The sequence below is a fragment of the Niabella aquatica genome (assembly GCF_054779315.1).
In genome coordinates, this window is the sequence record NZ_BAAGYM010000038.1 from 274,307 (window position 1) to 290,908 (window position 16,602).

Below are 16,602 nucleotides of genomic sequence, written 5' to 3' on the forward strand. Positions count from 1 at the left end.
ATAACAACAATGAAAAAAATAATATATACTATTTTATTTGCGGTTATTGCTAGCGGCAATATAACAGCTCAGTCAACTTCGGGAAATATGATGATCAATACCGAAGCCCATATCGATTCAACAGGAAATGCCATATTTGAAACCTCGGGGCAGCTGACTGCCCAGCAGTGGATCAACTGGAACTATATGTATGGCGGTGGCAATGCGTCCAATGTGAAGCGCAGCATTGAAAGATCTTTAAGCCCGTATTACGTGTACGATTTTAAGTATGTGCCTAATGAAATGGAACGTTCTTTTACTATTCAGTATAAAGCTAAAGGAATTGTGGAATACCTGGGAAAAGATAAATGGATAGCCTCGGTAGGTTTAAGGGATGCGCAGCCCATGAAACTTACCGAAAACTCTTTTAACTGCGTGGTGTCGCAAATGGGCGGTAATAATGTGATTATCCAGAATAGCATGAAAGTTACCCTGCCTGTTGCCGCCGGCAATATGGAGTTCGACCGGGATGAGTTCAACAATGTGCTGGTGAAGTATAAAATGCCTACCGAGAGCATCACCACGCTGGGCAATGCAAAAATGAAAACAACAGGCTACTCGCTGCTGGCGCTTGGCGGCCTGTCGCTGCTTGCTATTATAGCTTTCAGAAGAAAGATCGGATAATGCTTCTTTAAAGTTAGTATATGAGCTGGTTTTTAAAGAGGAATAATATACAGGTTCGCAGGTTCCGGAGCAGGGCGGTGCTTGAAGGGCTGGCAGCAGTTATTGCCACGGATAAGGGAAATGTTCGCAGCAATAATGAAGACGGGGCGGTTATCAGTTTTACTGAAGGGCCATTGCAGAAAAACAAAGGGTGCCTGCTGATGCTCGCAGATGGCATGGGCGGGCATAACAGCGGGGAGATAGCCAGCGAGATGGCCCTCAGCGTTTTTGCAACGGCCTATTTTAATCATCGCGGTAATATTTGCAAATCGCTTAAATATGCCTTGAGAAAGGCCAACCATGCTGTATTTGAGGCATCGCTTACCGATTCTCAGTATTCCGGAATGGGTACTACTATCACTGCTGTAATGATAAAGGACAGCAGTATTTACCTGGCACATGTGGGAGACAGCAGGGCCTATCTTTTGGGAAAGGATGGTTTTTTAAGGTTGAGTAAAGACCAGACGGTTGTGCAGCAACTGGTAGATATGGGGCTGATAACCGAAGCACAGGCTGCCAGCCATCCTGAACGTAATGTACTGTTAAGCGCTTTAGGAACAAAGCCGCTTATCAACGGCGATGTCCTGAAAGCTGATATTGCTTTTGATACCGGGAACACCCTGCTGCTCTGCTCCGATGGCTTATATGACCTGGTCGCAGACGAAGAGATGGCTGCTATTATAAATACCTCTGGCAATATAACTGCTGCGGCAAACAGTCTGGTTTCTGAAGCAAAAAAAAGAGGAGGCCATGATAATATTACTGTACTGTTAGCAACCAGCGAAGATCAATCATCTATCCCCCGGTTAAAAAGCACGCGGGATTTTGAAATTCCTTAATGATAGAAAATTTAAAGTCATGATCGGAACAACCTTACAAAACTATTATATAGAAGCTTTGCTGGGCGAAGGAGGCATGGGACGTGTATATAAAGCCACCGACACTGTCCTCGGGCGTGTAGTTGCTGTCAAAAGCTTAAATACATCTTTAACCAACCAGCCTTCTTTCCTGGAGCGTTTCCGGAACGAAGCCAAAACCCTGGCCCGACTTACACATCCCAATATTGCTGTATTATATAACTATTTGCAAAACAATGGTGATTACTACATGATAATGGAATATGTAGAAGGCGAGAACCTGGATCAACTGATTAAACGAAATCATACAATTCCCTGTCACGCTGTGGTTCCTATGATTGCTCAGGCATTGGAAGGCCTGGCTCACGCGCATAGTAAGGGTGTATTGCACCGCGATATTAAGCCTGCTAACCTTATGTTAACACCCTATAATACCATTAAGCTGATGGACTTCGGCATTGCAAAAATGTCGGACCAGGTAAAGCTTACCCAGGTAAGCCGGGTGATCGGCACTTTAGAGTTCCTGGCACCTGAGCTGATCGAAGGCCAGGAGCCTTCACCGGTCTCGGATATTTACGCGATGGGTGTAACGATGTATGAAATGCTTACCGGAAGGCTGCCTTTTACAGGCAAAAGCGATTACATGCTGATGCAGGAAATTGTAAAAGAAAAACCGGCATTACCCGACAATTGGAATAATAATATCCCCCATCAGCTATCTGAGATTGTGCTGAAGGCATTGGAGAAAAAACCCGCAGACCGTTATAGAACGGTAGAAGCATTTTCAAGGTCTTTGCAGGAGGCTTTCCCCGGTATGAAACAAATTCCGCCGGGATTGATAGAACCAGCAGCTACTGCAGAACAAAAGTTGCCGGATATACAGGAAGCTACCTTGTTGAGAGCAGCTGCACCGGCAACTCTATTACACAAAGAACATAAAGAAATATCCGCTACTACTTTATTGGATATGGATCAGGTACGTAAAAAAAAGCTGCTGCCTGTATTTAAAAGCAAATGGTGGTATGCTGTTGCTGCTGCATTGATCATTCTTCTTTTTACATTGATCACTTTTTTCCCGGATACTCATGAACCGGAAAGTAAACTGCAGAACGGCATAATTACTGATCCAGAGCAAATCCCTGCTGGCAATAATATGGTGGAAGATATTACTGAAAACAAAATGAATAACGACTCCATCAACTTTATTTTAAATAAAAAGAAACAAAATGAGAGCCAGCTTGCCTTGTTGCAGCAGAAAGTGATTAATCCGGGAGCGGCTTCAACGGGTTCTAAAAAGCCGGAGCAAAGACCATCTGCTCAAAATAACGGAAGCAGTACTTCTGTAAAACCCGGCCAGGCAGATACAAAGCCGAAGCCCCAACCACAGGTTACACCCAGGCCTGATGTTGCAGAAGCTGAGGAAAACGACCCGGATGATGTAGCATCCGGCGGACCGATAACATTACGGGGAAGGGGCATGCCCGTGGTTATTGCACTACGGGAAAATTTAAGTAAAGAAACGGCAATCGAAGGCCAGCAGATAACTTTTAAATTGTTAGAGCCAGGCATGTTGCGGGGTGAAGTGATCCTTCCTAAAGGAACTGTTTTGCATGGTAAGATAAAGGGCCTGGGATCGAGACGGATGAGCATTGTTTTTAATTCGCTCAATGCGAGGGGCCGTACAGCCCGCCTTGATCGCTCGGAAATTGGAGCGAGTATGGAAACTGTTTTTTCAGGAAAAGGCTTCAAAACCAGTTTGCGCGGCACACTGGTGCCATAAAAATATAAAGGCTGTTTGTGATTGGTGATGATTTAAGGGCTCCACATATCAGGGAGCCCTTTTTGTATTGAGCTAAAAGTAATAATAAGATTACAGGCAGGCGTTACCACATTTATCTTTGACATGATACTGGCTTTCGCAAATGAAATGCGTTGTATAGGATTTAATCATATCTTTTCTTGTGTTTTTATTGTTTCTTTGTTTATATGAGCACACAAACATTCAGCTACAGCAAGTTATACGATTTTACCGTAAATGTTTTTGAGAAGATAGGTTGTCCTGCAAAGCAGGCTGCCTCTGCTGCTGCAGTTTTGCTCTCGGCCGACCTGCGCGGTGTGGATTCGCATGGTGTAGCACGGCTGAGCGGCTATGTAAGGCTGTGGGAAGCAACAAGAGTGAATGCAACACCAGAGATCAAAATTATTCATGAAACGCCCTCTACTGCTGTAATAGATGGCGATAGTGGCCTGGGTTTGGTAGTGGCGCCCATTGCCATGCAAGTTGCCATTGATAAAGCTAAGCAAGTGGGTACCGGTTGGGTAAGCGTACAAAACAGCAACCATTATGGTATCGCAGCTGCACATGCCATGATGGCGCTGGAAGAGGACATGATCGGTATTTCCATGACCAATGCCAGCCCTTTGGTAGCACCCACATTTTCTACTTCAAAAATGTTGGGCACTAATCCTATTTGCGTAGCTGCACCTGCAGGGCTGCAGCCGCCTTTTGTAATGGATCTGGCTACTACAACTGCGGCAAACGGTAAACTCGAAATCTTACAAAGAAAAAATGAAGAGGCTCCTTACGGCTGGGTACAGGATGCCGGGGGCAATCCCTCAACGGATGCGAATATTTTAAAAAAGGGTGGTGCTTTATTGCCGCTGGGCGGCGACCGTGAGCACGGCAGCCATAAAGGCTATGCGCTCGGTGCAATGGTCGATATTTTTTCGGCTTTATTGAGCGGCGCCAATTATGCACCCTGGGTTCCGCCGTTCCCTGCCTATGTGCCTATGCCTGCAAAGCAGCCAGGTAAGGGTATCGGGCATTTTTTGGGTGCAATGCGTATAGATGCTTTCAGACCGGCTGATGAATTTAAGCAGGATATGGACGACTGGATCAGTGGATTCAGAAACGCTAAAACCTTACCGGGATATGAAAAGGTTTTGATACCCGGCGATCCTGAACGAGAAATGGAAACAGAAAGAAGGGCACACGGTATCCCACTGCTGCCTTCTGTGATTGAAGATATGAAACAGGTGGGAGAGAAGCTGGGCATTGACTTTGTGATGTAAAACATCGAATGCAGGTTGGGTGGTTGTGTTTATCTTCCTGTATGGCAATTTCGATCTTCCGCCTTTATATGATAATGCGATGTATATTTGCAACCCGATTCATTTTATAGATTATTAAATAACGATATTTTACAGGTATGAAAGTAATGAAGTTTGGCGGCACAAGTGTGGGAAAGCCAGAGCGTATGAAACATATTGCAGCGCTGCTACAACAGCAAACAGAGCCTGCGCTGGTAGTACTTTCTGCACTTTCCGGCACTACCAATGCCCTGGTAACCATTGGTGATAATATTGCTGCCGGAGACCGGCATACGGCTACTCAGCATATCAATGCTTTGCATGACCATTACAAAACCTTTATCAGGGAATTGCTTTCTGATGAGGATGCATATAAAAAGGCCCGGGCCATTGTGGAAGAGCATTTTGACTTTCTGAACATCATTCTTAAAATATCTTTCAGCGAAGCGCTGAGCAAGGATATACTGGCACAGGGAGAGTTGCTTTCTACCAAAATATTCTGCTGCTACCTGCAAGAGATGGGCGCGTCTTACGCCCTGCTCCCGGCGTTGGAGTTTATGAGCATTGATGAGAACGAGGAACCGCAGATTGGCAGTATCCGTACCCGGCTTACACAGCTCATCCATCAGCATAAAGATAAAAAGATCCTGGTTACCCAGGGTTATATCTGTAAAAATGCCAGAGGCGAGGTAGACAACCTGAAACGTGGCGGCAGCGATTATACGGCTTCACTTGTAGCTGCTGCAATTAATGCTTCTGTTTGTGAAATATGGACAGATATTGATGGGATGCATAACAACGACCCCCGGGTGGTAAACAAAACCATGCCTGTGGTGCAGCTGAGCTTTGATGAAGCAGCTGAGCTGGCTTATTTCGGCGCTAAAATTCTGCACCCTGCGTCTATATGGCCTGCGCAGCAGTATAAAATCCCGGTAAAGCTGTTGAATACCATGGCGCCGGATGCCAAAGGTACCTTAATAACACAGGATGCCGCATCGGCCGGAGTTAAGGCGGTTGCAGCAAAAGATAATATTATAGCTATAAAGATAAAAAGCGGCCGCATGCTGCTGGCTTATGGCTTCTTAAGGAAAATATTTGAAGTGTTTGAAAAATATAAAACACCTATTGATATGATCACAACATCAGAGGTTGCGGTTTCTATTACTATTGATAACCCTGAGCACCTGAAGCAAATTATAAAAGAACTTGAAGTACTGGGTTCTGTTGAGGTAGATGAAGGGCAAACCATTATTTCTGTTGTAGGACATAATATCAACGAAACTGAAGAGATCATTAAAAAGCTGTTCGGCTCCATAAGAAATATACCTATCCGTATGGTTTCTTATGGAGGCAGCCGTCATAATATCTCTTTACTGGTTGCTGCAGAGCATAAAATACAGTTATTGCAGCAGCTGAATAAGGGTATGTTTGGGTTAAATTAGATGCCTCAAACGATTGCGGAATATGTTTTTACGGTGCGGAGGGTAACCTTCGCACTTTTTTTATGAAACGCTTTAAAACAGTTGTACACTGCTATTTTGTTTTTGTATTTAGGGTACCTTGTTTGGTATCAGGCACAGAGGTATTTGTACCTTTGCATTTGTAGTGTTTACGTACGTTTTGTGTAAAATAACTGAGTAATGAATGTAACACAGCGCAACGAAAGTCATTGGCTGAAACGGCCTAAAGTGTATTGTATCCCCGGTTTTGGAGTGGATGAGGGAATTTTTGCGAACCTTGAGGTTGATGCCGATCTTCAGTTCCTTAACTGGATAAAGCCTTATCAACAGGAAAGCATAGAAGGTTATGCCCGCCGTATGGCAGTAAAAATAGAAGAGCAGCAGCCGGTTATTCTGGGTGTTTCTTTTGGAGGGATGATAGCTGTAGAGATAAATAAATTTTTACCGGCAAAACAGCTGATCATTATTTCAGGAGTAAAATGCAGGCGGGAGCTGCCTTTTCATTTAAGGTGCATTGGTCATTTGCGGCTGGATAAAATTTTCCCGGTAAGGAAAATACAGCAGAGCGAAAAAGTATATGAAATAGCCAATAAACGACTGGGAGCTTTTACGCCAGAGGAAAAAGCGTTTGCCAACGCTTACAGGCGCAATGCTGATATCGGGTATGTGAACTGGAGCTTTGATAAAATACTCAACTGGAAAAATAAAGACTACCCGTCCCATACCATCCACATTCATGGAGACTGCGATAAAATTTTTCCTTTAAAAACCATCAGTCCCACCCATGTAATAAAGTCAGGAACGCACATGATGATTTATAACCGGGCTAATGAGATAAGCACCATTATCAACAAGGTATTAGGGGAAATGCCTGTGTTGTCCTGAAAAAGTAGCCGGTTTTTGTCAGGTAGTATATATTGATTATTGAGTGAAGGCTTCTGTTAAAAATAAATACGAATATATCGTAGATGTTTTGTTGTGTCGTATATCTTTGCAGGCATGATACGCGTGTTGGTCCTATTTTTTTTACTCCAGGTTAAAGTGGCAACTGGCCAATTCATTCTTAAAGGGTTTGTTGTAGATGAAAAGGACAGTGTGCCGATGGCCGGTTGCAGCGTTTTTCTTACCAATACGTCCATGGGAGCGGTAACGAATAAAGAGGGCTATTTTGAGATAGGTAATATACCTCCGGGAAATTATGAGGTAGTGGCTACAGTCATAAGCTATGAAACTGCTTCATACCGCTTTTCAACGGATCAGATGCCCCGCCAGATAAAGTTTGTGATGCAGCCCAAGGCTACTATGATGGAAACAGTTATTGTAGGCGGGTATGTGACCGAAACATGGGAGAAATGGGGTCGCACCTTTCTTGAATATTTTATTGGCATGAGCGCCAACAGTAAAAAAACTTTTATTAAGAATAAGGAAGCGCTTTGGTTCAGGTTTTATAAAAAGCTAAATAAACTGGAAGTGATCGCCAAAGAGCCGCTGATCATTGAGAACCAGGCGCTGGGCTACCAGCTTACCTATCATTTACAGGAATTTGAGATCAACTTTAAGGAGCTCAGTAATTTTTTTTCGGGCCATGTATTGTTTACTGAATCAGGTGGCAGAAAAGCACCCCGTAAAAATAATATGCGTAAAAGGGAGGAAGCTTATAAGGGATCAATAATGCATTTTATAAGAAGCCTTTATAACGGCAACCTGGAGCAGGAGGGATTTGAGGTGCGGCGGATGAAGCGTTTAAGGAATACGGAGAAGGACAGGGTGCGCATTATTTGCAATATCCCGTTGAACAGGGTGCTGTTAGCTGTGCCTAAGCTTACAGGAGATTCAAGCGCTTATTATGAAAGGATATTGGCACAGAAGGATTATACTGATGAATACGATTCATCCCTGCTCATCAGCAACAGTCTGGTGGTAAATACCGGAACAGATTATAAGATGATGTCATGGCCGGATTACCTGGCTATTACATATAAGAACAAGCTGGAGGAACAAGGTTATCTTGATTATTATAATGAAAAAAGAAAACCTTATCCCATACGTTCGCTCATACATCTTAACGTTGAGCCTGTTATTATTGATAAAAACGGTAACTGGTCGCCGGCAAACACTATTATATCTGAGTGGTACTGGTCATGGAGTGAAAAGGTTGGGGACATGTTGCCACTTGATTTTGACCCGTATCAAACTCCAAAAGACTAGCCCTGAATATAGTTTTGCAGTTGGTTAATGGTTTCTTTTTGCTGTAAAATGGTTTCCGTTACCACATCGCTGATGGATATAATGCCTGAAAGCTTATGGTTTTCAAAAACAGGAAGGTATCTTATGTTTTTATCAGACATCAGTTGCATACAACGCTCTACAGTATCATTAGGGTGTACGGTGGGTAAATTAGTAGACATAATTTCGCCTACGGTGGTTTCATCCGAATGTTTGCCTAAAAGAATCACTTTTCTTGAATAATCCCTTTCTGTAAGTAAACCTGCATATTTTTCCCCATCAAGTACGATCAGAGAGCCTATGTTTTTCTCTGACATGATTTTTAAAGCATCGTAAACTTTGGTATCTGTTTGAATAGTGACTGCAAGACTTCCTTTCCGGGCAAGAATAGTAGATACTTTGGTCATAAAGCGTATGATTTGATTATACAGGCAATATAGCGAAAAAAAGCCGTAAGTGCAAATCCAGAAAACCAGGCACGGCAGTTAAGTTAAACGGATGCGAACATTTCGGTAGTGCTATAATCCTTTATTACGTTGTACAGGGTGCCCCTTTCCACCGGCTTTCTTCTCGCCTGCTGAATCAGCAATACCAGCTCTTCTGTAGTCATAGAAGGCGTTTGCTCCTCAGAACCGGCCATGGAGTAAATTTTAGTGGTATCATCAATTGTGCCGTCGATATCGTTTACGCCAAAAGACAGGGATAGCTGTGCATTTTGGCGGCCCAGCATCGGCCAATAGGCTTTTATATGTGGAAAATTGTCCAAATAAATGCGGCTAATTGCATACACTTTCATATCTTCTATCAGTGACGACTCTGCCACATGGCTCATATCATTGTCGCCGTTTCTGAATTTCAGCGGGATAAAAGTATTGAACCCGCCGGTTTGGTCCTGCAGGTTGCGCAGCTGGCTCATGTGGTCGATACGATGATGATAGTTTTCCAGGTGCCCGTAAAGCATGGTGGCGTTACTTTGCATACCCAGCTCATGTGCTGTCTGATGAATGTACAGCCAGCCTTTACCATCCACTTTATCGGCACAAATCTGTTTTCTTATTTCGGGGGCAAAAATTTCAGCGCCGCCACCTGGCAGGCTTTCAAGGCCGGCTTCTTTCAGGTATTGCATGCCTTCGGGTATGGTTTTTTTTGCCTTGCGGAACATGTAATCCAGCTCTACAGCGGTAAAACCTTTTATATGAAGATCGGGGCGATGCGCTTTAATACTGCGCAGCAATTCTGCAAAAAACTCTAAATTCATCTTAGGATGCACCCCGCCTACAATATGTACTTCGGTTACAGGTTCATTATCATATTTTTTAACAATATCCATCATTTGCTCCAATGAAAGTTCCCAGGCTTCATCACGATGGGCATACACGCGGCTGTAGCTGCAAAAGTGGCAGGAGTATACACAGGCATTAGTGGGTTCGATATGAAAATTCCGGTTGAAGTAAGTTACATCACCATGCTTTTGCTCCCGCACATAATTGGCCAGCGACCCCACAAAGCCTAAGCTGGCGTGTTTAAAAAGATGTAGCGCATCCTCATCGCTGATTCTCTGGCCGTTGTGTACTTTGTTGCTTATTGTATGTAATGCTGTATCTATATTGGAAAGGCTGAATATACTCATCAGGTAAAGATTAATAAATTACAAAGATAAAACGGATTTTGGGTTTAAGGGTTCAAAAATTGTCTGATTATGATCATGTTTTATCATGATTGGCTATACTGCTTTTAACGCTAAAGGCCTGCAACGCCTGAGCTTTCCTTATACTTCTTCAATGACCGATGTGCCGTGTGAGAGATCGCCGCTGGTCCATCTCCATGTTTCACGCAGCCTGATTTTACCGTTGGGTAGCACTTCCGGTACGAAATGGCAGACACCTGTCATGAGTACATCATGATTATTTGCCTGGTGGTAACGCATATCAATACGTCCTGCCTCATCAACCAGGCCGATCAAATGGCCGGACTTTATTGGACCACCGCTGTAAGTGGCGGTTAATATATTTTCAATTTGCCGGTAGTGAAACATAGTTGCTGACGAAGTTTCCCCGTTTTCGGTATTGCTTACAGGTTTAAAAACTTTATTGTTGTAGTTGATCATATATGTAAAAGTAGTTTTAACATTTAATAACACCTGGTTGTTCGTAAAATTTCTTTAGATTCGTTGACCATGTAATTTTCCCGCCTGGGTACTTAACAGACTTAAAAACAATAAAATGGGTAATACAACGGATCTGAACCTGGAGACAGAAGTGCTGCCGTTTTTTGATTTTACCCTTACGCATTTTGCTAAAACAGCGCTTGCTTATTTATTTCGCCATCCTCTTACTTCCGTAAGTGAAATAGAAACGCGGCAGCATATTATTAAAGGATTTATTACAAACGCTGAGATTGTAGGTAATTATGCTTATGCAAAGCAGGATTTTTATGAAGTGCATCATTTTTTAACAAATCCGCCTGCTTTGAATTTTACACCAGGAGAAAGACTGAAACTGATGCTGCTGGAAAAAGAAAGACATACTTTGAGAACAAAGGTCATACAGTTTGTTTTGTTATTCTCTAAACTCGATTTATATTATTTTAAAAAAATAAATACCCGCTTTTTTCCCGAAGCCTATAAAGAAGAGATCCGTTTAATAAGCAGCTTTATTGCTTTGTTTAATCTTGATTTTTATGATACCCTGATCAGGGAGGGCAAGCTGAACACAAAACATATAATAACCCTTTCAAAAATAATAGCGGTAAAATATAATGAAGGAGTAATCACCGGTTTCTATAAACGGCTTTTCAGGTTTGAAGCTTTTTTATCCATCAGCCAGAGCGTTATAAAGCGCCGTTTCAGTTTCCCGTCTTTTTCAGAAGAACAATTTTTCCTGGAGCAGCTCTATCATCCTTTATTAAACGATCCTGTTAAGAACAATTTTTCCCTTGACAAAAATGTACTTCTTATTACCGGGCCTAATATGTCGGGCAAGTCAACATTTCTTAAATCGCTGGGAATATGTATATATCTGGCTCATTTGGGATTCGCGATACCCGCTGGCAGGGCGGCTGTTCCTTTTTTTGATCATATTGCTTTATCCATTAACCATAATGACAGCCTTGCAAACGGCTATAGCCATTTTATGAACGAGATAATACGGCTAAAAAATGTTGTAACCGAGGCCGCCGCCGGTAAACGTTGCTTTGCTGTTTTTGATGAGCTTTTTAAAGGAACGAATATGGAGGACGCTGTCAAAATAAGCACGACTACCATTAACGGGTTAACAAAATTTACAAATTCCTTTTTTATTATTTCAACACACCTGCACCAGCTTAAAGAGCAGGTAAAGTCAGAAAAGGTCAACGCTTATTATGTGGATTGTGAAGTAGAGCATGGGGCACCTGTATTTAAGTATGAAATAAAAGAGGGCTGGTCAGATGTAAAAGTAGGCCAGGTACTATTCCGGAAAGTGGGGCTGGATGAATTACTGAAAGAAACGGGTGAGCTTATTTGATATTTTTCTTTAGATTCGTTGGGCTGTTTAAAATATTACCGGATGTTGAAGCGTGTTCCGATAATTATCGGGACAAAATTGTTCCATAGCAGTACGGTGTAGGGCCAATAAATAAAATAAACGTATGTCGATAAGATTCAGACTGACTGTTTTAAGCTTTTTCCAGTTTTTTGTATGGGGTGCATGGCTTATTACCATTGCCAACTACTGGTTTACGACAAAAGGCTGGGGGCCGGCCGCATTTGGCAGTGTGTTTTCCACACTTGCTATTGCGTCGATCTTTATGCCTCCGGTTATCGGAATTATCGCAGATAAGTGGATAAATGCAGAAAGACTGTATGGGCTGCTGCATATTTTGTATGGAATTAGTTTGTGTTATTTGCCACAGGTGAATGATCCCGATTTGTTTTTTTATGCCATGCTAATGGTTATGATATTTTATATGCCCACTATTTCCCTGAGTAATGCCCTGTCTTATACTATTCTTAAGAACAGCAATTACGACTGTGTAAAATCTTTCCCTCCTATACGTGTATGGGGCACCATAGGCTTTATTGCAGCGATGTGGGTAACAGATTTAACAGGGAATAAAGCCAGCGCGGCGCAGTTTTATATTGCGGCGGCCGGGGCTTTTTTGCTGGGTATATACGCGTTTACCTTACCTCCCTGCCCGCCTCCTAAGACCAGGAACGATAAAAAGAGCCTGGTACAGATACTGGGCCTGGATGCTTTTAAGCTGTTCAGGGACTATAAGATGGCCATATTTTTTTTATTTTCCATGTTTTTAGGAGCGGCCCTGCAGTTAACGAATATGTATGGAGATGTATTTCTTTCTGATTTTTCCAGGAACCCGCAATATGCAGACTCGCTGGTAGTGAAGCATAGCACGATTATTATGTCTATTTCACAAATATCTGAAACCTTATTTATACTGGCGATCCCTTTCTTCCTAAAAAGGTTTGGCATTAAAAAAGTAATGCTGATCAGTATGCTGGCCTGGGTGCTGCGGTTCCTGTTATTTTCGTACGGAGATCCGGGATCGGGTTTATGGATGATTATTTTGAGCTGCATTGTTTATGGAATGGCTTTTGATTTTTTCAATGTTTCCGGCTCACTGTTTGTAGAGCAAACAACAGATAAGCATATCCGGTCAAGCGCACAGGGGCTTTTCATGATGATGACCAACGGTTTCGGTGCTTTCCTGGGGGCACGTATAAGCGGATGGATGATAGATAAGTATTATATTCTTCCTGATGGTAATAAGGACTGGCAGGGGATATGGCTTATTTTTTCAATTTATGCCCTGATCGTGGCTTTATTATTTGGTTTATTGTTCAGGCATAGACACCATCCTGATCTGGCAGGCCCCATTGCTCATTAAATCTTTCTTTTACCAACGGCCGTTAGCGGTATTCTGGCAGTAGATGAGCGGTGAATTGACATTTTCTTCACAACAAAATGTCACTATTGCTGTTATTTGATTTGTGGACTTAACTTTGAAGTCATGTTCATGTAAAAATTATCAACTTTTAAACTATCTTAATAATGGCAAAAGAATTTAACGACGCAAACTTCCAGGCAGAAGTTTTGGACTCAGATAAACTGACTATAGTAGATTTCTGGGCAGAATGGTGCGGTCCCTGCCGTGCTATAGGCCCGGTAATTGAAGAGCTGGCAAAAGAATACGACGGCAAAGTGAACATTGGTAAACTGAATGTAGATGTTAATCCGCAGGTTTCTATGGACTACGGCATTACTTCTATACCTGCCATCTTATTTATTAAAGGCGGTCAGGTAGTAGATAAATTAGTGGGTGCCCAGCCTAAAGGTAATTTTGTAAAGAAAATTGAGGCGCACCTGAACTAAGATTTCGGTTTTGTTTTATTGTTTTATTGGCCCCGCGCATTGCTATTGTTGCGGGGCTTTTGTTTTTTGACGTCATTCTTAGCCCAGCGCCTGCCCAAGGTCGTTCAGTATATCGTTAATATCTTCCAGCCCTACACTCATTCTGATCAGTCCGTCTGATATCCCTGCCGCCAGCCGTTCTTCTTTTAACATACCGCTATGCGACATAGAGGCAGGATGAGAGATCAGTGTATCGACTGTTCCCAGGGACACAGCACGTACACATAATTGCAGTTTGTTGATAAACTGTCTGCTTTGGTCGAATCCCCCCTTCAGCTCAAAGCTCAAAACAGCGCCTGCTGAACGCATTTGCTTTTTTGATATGGCATAGCCGGGATGGCCGGGCAGGCCGTTGTAATTCACCTTAGCTACAGCAGGATGGGCAGAGAGATAATGGGCAACCTGCCCGGCATTGCTGCAATGTTTGTCCATTCTTATGGCTAATGTTTTGATGCCCTGCATCAGCATAAAAGCATCGAAAGGATTGCTGTTCCCTCCCAGTAGTTTATAAGTTTTTGCCATTTGGGTACGCATAAAATCAATATGGCGGCCAACAATAACACCGCCGATAGCGCTGCCGTGCCCATTGAGGAATTTTGTGGTGGAATGAAATATATAATCGACCCCGAATCTGAAAGGCTGCTGTAAGTAGGGCGTAGCAAAAGTATTATCGATAGAAACAATTACCTGGTGCTCTTTGGCTATCTGGCATATCTCTTCAATATCGGTGCATTGCATGATAGGGTTGGCCGGAGTTTCAATATGAATGAGCCGGGTAGAGGGATTGTTTTTCAGTGCCTGCTCAAGTGCGCTGGGGTCGGTCATATTTATAAATACAGTGCGCACTCCAAATGCCGGCAAAAAGTTATTGAAGAACTCATAAGTGCCGCCGTATAAAGCATGATCAGAGATAATAGTATCGCCCGTTTTTACAAGGCTCATCATCAGGGTGGCCAGCGCCGCCTGGCCGCTTGAGGTAAGGAAGGCATGCGCTTTCAAAGGTCCGTTCGCTGCTGTTTTTAGCCCATGTGTTTCAAGGGCCGCCACCAGTTGGGCTGCTGCTGAAGTGGTGGGATTGCCAAACCTGGAATAAATAAATCCCTGCGCTCTACCAGAAAAACGATCCATGCCCTGCTCGGCGCTGTCAAAGGTGAACGTAGAAGTTGCGTATATAGGCATAAGATGGGCGTGTTCTGCTATATCATCCTGTACACCATGTATGGCGGCTGTAGCCATTTCTGTTATTGTATTTCTGTTCATTTAGAAACGTTGATTTTTCATTTTTTGAATGATGTATTGCTGTAGTACTATGGCCTGGTTATGTTCAGTGTCTTTGGCTCCGTATAAGAAGGTAACAGCCGGGTGCTTGCTGCATTCACGGATGAATGCCTCAACTGCATCATTTTCGTCAAGCTCCGCTTTATACCTGGTTTTAAAAGCTTCCCACTTTGCCGGATCGTGGTTGAACCATTTACGCAATGGAGTACCGGGGGCCATTTCCTTTGCCCACAGGTCTAAATGGGCTGTAGCTTTAGCGATGCCTCTAGGCCATACGCGGTCAACCAAAACCCGGAATCCATCCTCCTTTGAGAACGGTTCGTATATCCTTTTTATATGAATATCAGGGTTCATAACAACAACTTTTCTCCTGTAAAAATAAAGATATTTTTATCTTTTATTGTTTTAGGACTTTTGGAAATCACAACTTTTCTGTAGTTGTAGTTTTGTTTTTCGTAAGGAATACGGGAAAAATACCCTCCCTGTATAATGTAATACCAAACTACATTTGCAACTTTTAAAAATTAAAAATTTATATGAAAAAAACACTTATTATCGATCCAGGCTAATGCTTTGTGCGTTGTCATTTAGCAGTATTCTTATTTCCTCTTGTTCAAAAAATTTCACTGAAGAAATTAGTAATGAGCAGCGTCCATTTGTTGAAAGCAAGCATTCAGGATCATCTACCCTAATAAGATTAATGTAGTGACGGCCAGGTATGAAGACAAACAGACTAATACCGACATGATAAATAAAAATTTTGATTGGAATACTTATGTTGTTTTCAAAATTGATCCGGCAAATGTGAGTAGTATAAACTGGGAAAATCTTTGGGAGCATATATCAGGTAAAGCATATACTTATAAAATATTGGGCGCTTCTGTTTGGTGCGGCAAAGTATAATGAAACATGGAAGGGTGTTCGGATGGATAAGGCTTTTGAATAAACTATAAAATGTGAGATATGTTATGTAATAAAAACTTGTTCATTTATTGTCTTGTTTTTGTATTTTTATTTGGGCAGGCAAACGCTCAACAACAGCAACTCTTAAAAAAAAATTGGAAGGCGGGTATTCAGCTATTTGGCGTTGGTGCTAATTACGAAATACCTATAGCTTCGCAAACCTCCATTAATTTCGAGGCTTCCGTTAACTATGGTTTTGCTATGAAAGATAGCAGGTTTTCTTTCTATGGAACCCCGATAAATGAAGTGTCGGATGATTTAACGCAAGTGATTGCGCCTGCATTTTCTACGGAGATACGTCAATACTATAACCTGAAAAAGCGTGTGCGTAATAATAAATCCACGTTAAATAATTCAGGCAGTTTTTTTAGTTTAACAGGAGGTGTGAAACCAAAAGGATTTTATTCCAAGAATGGCACAGATGAACTTAATTTCTCTTTCATACCTGCATGGGGTATGCAACGAAATGTAGGAAAGCGTATCAATCTTGATGGTCGTTTTGGATTCGGGGCTACGTATGGGAATGAATCCAAAGAATGGGAAGGCTCTATTAACATACGGCTTGGCGTAGCATACGTAATTAAATAAAAAAATAGCATCTGTCCTAAGCTACCTAGC

16 protein-coding genes are annotated in these 16,602 nt (G+C 42.4%); 11 read left to right on the forward strand and 5 right to left on the reverse strand.

What is annotated here, in order from left to right:
- Positions 1–9: 9 nt before the first annotated feature.
- From ACYVBM_RS20830 to ACYVBM_RS20860, 7 genes are all read left to right on the forward strand, one after another.
- Positions 10–663: a hypothetical protein gene (locus ACYVBM_RS20830; protein ID WP_460687633.1), complete on the forward strand. Its 654-nt coding sequence runs from the start codon at positions 10–12 to the stop codon at positions 661–663.
- Between the two features lie 20 nt (positions 664–683).
- Positions 684–1,541, forward strand: a complete 858-nt coding sequence (locus ACYVBM_RS20835; protein WP_460687634.1) for a Stp1/IreP family PP2C-type Ser/Thr phosphatase — start codon at positions 684–686, stop codon at positions 1,539–1,541.
- A 19-nt stretch (positions 1,542–1,560) separates the two neighbouring features.
- Positions 1,561–3,339, forward strand: coding sequence for a serine/threonine protein kinase (locus ACYVBM_RS20840; protein WP_460687635.1), 1,779 nt, complete (start codon positions 1,561–1,563; stop codon positions 3,337–3,339).
- Between the two features lie 206 nt (positions 3,340–3,545).
- Positions 3,546–4,631 (forward strand): Ldh family oxidoreductase, encoded by a 1,086-nt coding sequence (locus ACYVBM_RS20845; RefSeq protein ID WP_460687636.1) that lies wholly within the window; start codon positions 3,546–3,548, stop codon positions 4,629–4,631.
- Between the two features lie 137 nt (positions 4,632–4,768).
- The gene (locus tag ACYVBM_RS20850) at positions 4,769–6,091 is read left to right on the forward strand and encodes an aspartate kinase (RefSeq protein ID WP_460687637.1); all 1,323 of its coding nucleotides are present in this window, start codon (positions 4,769–4,771) and stop codon (positions 6,089–6,091) included.
- Between the two features lie 198 nt (positions 6,092–6,289).
- Positions 6,290–6,994, forward strand: coding sequence for an alpha/beta fold hydrolase (locus ACYVBM_RS20855; RefSeq protein ID WP_460687638.1), 705 nt, complete (start codon positions 6,290–6,292; stop codon positions 6,992–6,994).
- Positions 6,995–7,150: 156 nt separating this feature from the next.
- Positions 7,151–8,317, forward strand: coding sequence for a carboxypeptidase-like regulatory domain-containing protein (locus ACYVBM_RS20860; protein WP_460687639.1), 1,167 nt, complete (start codon positions 7,151–7,153; stop codon positions 8,315–8,317).
- On the opposite strand, the gene ACYVBM_RS20865 is transcribed toward ACYVBM_RS20860, so the two are convergent.
- The 3 genes from ACYVBM_RS20865 to ACYVBM_RS20875 form a co-directional block, all read right to left on the reverse strand.
- The gene (locus ACYVBM_RS20865) at positions 8,314–8,742 is read right to left on the reverse strand and encodes a CBS domain-containing protein (RefSeq protein ID WP_460687640.1); all 429 of its coding nucleotides are present in this window, start codon (positions 8,740–8,742) and stop codon (positions 8,314–8,316) included. The two genes, ACYVBM_RS20860 and ACYVBM_RS20865, sit on opposite strands and share 4 nt — an antisense overlap.
- A gap of 83 nt (positions 8,743–8,825) precedes the next feature.
- Positions 8,826–9,965: an aminofutalosine synthase MqnE gene (mqnE, locus tag ACYVBM_RS20870; protein WP_460687641.1), complete on the reverse strand. Its 1,140-nt coding sequence runs from the start codon at positions 9,963–9,965 to the stop codon at positions 8,826–8,828.
- A 138-nt stretch (positions 9,966–10,103) separates the two neighbouring features.
- Entirely contained in the window at positions 10,104–10,442 is a 339-nt protein-coding gene (locus ACYVBM_RS20875) for a hypothetical protein (RefSeq protein WP_460687642.1), read from the reverse strand.
- Between the two features lie 115 nt (positions 10,443–10,557).
- Here ACYVBM_RS20875 and ACYVBM_RS20880 point away from each other — a divergent pair, with 115 nt between their 5' ends.
- From ACYVBM_RS20880 to trxA, 3 genes are all read left to right on the forward strand, one after another.
- Entirely contained in the window at positions 10,558–11,838 is a 1,281-nt protein-coding gene (locus tag ACYVBM_RS20880) for a MutS-related protein (protein WP_460687643.1), read from the forward strand.
- Positions 11,839–11,962: 124 nt separating this feature from the next.
- Entirely contained in the window at positions 11,963–13,219 is a 1,257-nt protein-coding gene (locus tag ACYVBM_RS20885; protein ID WP_460687644.1) for a nucleoside permease, read from the forward strand.
- A 164-nt stretch (positions 13,220–13,383) separates the two neighbouring features.
- Complete coding sequence (gene trxA, locus ACYVBM_RS20890) at positions 13,384–13,704, forward strand: thioredoxin (RefSeq protein ID WP_460687645.1); 321 nt, start codon at positions 13,384–13,386, stop codon at positions 13,702–13,704.
- Positions 13,705–13,782: 78 nt separating this feature from the next.
- Here trxA and ACYVBM_RS20895 read toward each other — a convergent pair whose 3' ends face one another.
- Both ACYVBM_RS20895 and ACYVBM_RS20900 read right to left on the reverse strand, forming a co-directional pair.
- Positions 13,783–15,003: a trans-sulfuration enzyme family protein gene (locus ACYVBM_RS20895; RefSeq protein ID WP_460687646.1), complete on the reverse strand. Its 1,221-nt coding sequence runs from the start codon at positions 15,001–15,003 to the stop codon at positions 13,783–13,785.
- Positions 15,004–15,375, reverse strand: a complete 372-nt coding sequence (locus tag ACYVBM_RS20900; RefSeq protein WP_460687647.1) for a DUF488 domain-containing protein — start codon at positions 15,373–15,375, stop codon at positions 15,004–15,006.
- A gap of 609 nt (positions 15,376–15,984) precedes the next feature.
- Here ACYVBM_RS20900 and ACYVBM_RS20905 point away from each other — a divergent pair.
- Entirely contained in the window at positions 15,985–16,572 is a 588-nt protein-coding gene (locus ACYVBM_RS20905; protein WP_460687648.1) for a hypothetical protein, read from the forward strand.
- Positions 16,573–16,602: the final 30 nt, after the last annotated feature.

Coding starts and splice junctions, on each gene's coding strand:
- ACYVBM_RS20900 (WP_460687647.1), bottom strand. CDS start 15,375: ATGAACCCTGATATTCATATAAAAAGGATATACGAACCGTTCTCAAAG.
- ACYVBM_RS20850 (WP_460687637.1), top strand. CDS start 4,769: ATGAAAGTAATGAAGTTTGGCGGCACAAGTGTGGGAAAGCCAGAGCGT.
- ACYVBM_RS20865 (WP_460687640.1), bottom strand. CDS start 8,742: ATGACCAAAGTATCTACTATTCTTGCCCGGAAAGGAAGTCTTGCAGTC.
- ACYVBM_RS20875 (WP_460687642.1), bottom strand. CDS start 10,442: ATGATCAACTACAACAATAAAGTTTTTAAACCTGTAAGCAATACCGAA.
- ACYVBM_RS20830 (WP_460687633.1), top strand. CDS start 10: ATGAAAAAAATAATATATACTATTTTATTTGCGGTTATTGCTAGCGGC.
- mqnE (WP_460687641.1), bottom strand. CDS start 9,965: ATGAGTATATTCAGCCTTTCCAATATAGATACAGCATTACATACAATA.
- ACYVBM_RS20855 (WP_460687638.1), top strand. CDS start 6,290: ATGAATGTAACACAGCGCAACGAAAGTCATTGGCTGAAACGGCCTAAA.
- ACYVBM_RS20835 (WP_460687634.1), top strand. CDS start 684: ATGAGCTGGTTTTTAAAGAGGAATAATATACAGGTTCGCAGGTTCCGG.
- ACYVBM_RS20895 (WP_460687646.1), bottom strand. CDS start 15,003: ATGAACAGAAATACAATAACAGAAATGGCTACAGCCGCCATACATGGT.
- ACYVBM_RS20885 (WP_460687644.1), top strand. CDS start 11,963: ATGTCGATAAGATTCAGACTGACTGTTTTAAGCTTTTTCCAGTTTTTT.
- trxA (WP_460687645.1), top strand. CDS start 13,384: ATGGCAAAAGAATTTAACGACGCAAACTTCCAGGCAGAAGTTTTGGAC.
- ACYVBM_RS20845 (WP_460687636.1), top strand. CDS start 3,546: ATGAGCACACAAACATTCAGCTACAGCAAGTTATACGATTTTACCGTA.
- ACYVBM_RS20840 (WP_460687635.1), top strand. CDS start 1,561: ATGATCGGAACAACCTTACAAAACTATTATATAGAAGCTTTGCTGGGC.
- ACYVBM_RS20905 (WP_460687648.1), top strand. CDS start 15,985: ATGTTATGTAATAAAAACTTGTTCATTTATTGTCTTGTTTTTGTATTT.
- ACYVBM_RS20880 (WP_460687643.1), top strand. CDS start 10,558: ATGGGTAATACAACGGATCTGAACCTGGAGACAGAAGTGCTGCCGTTT.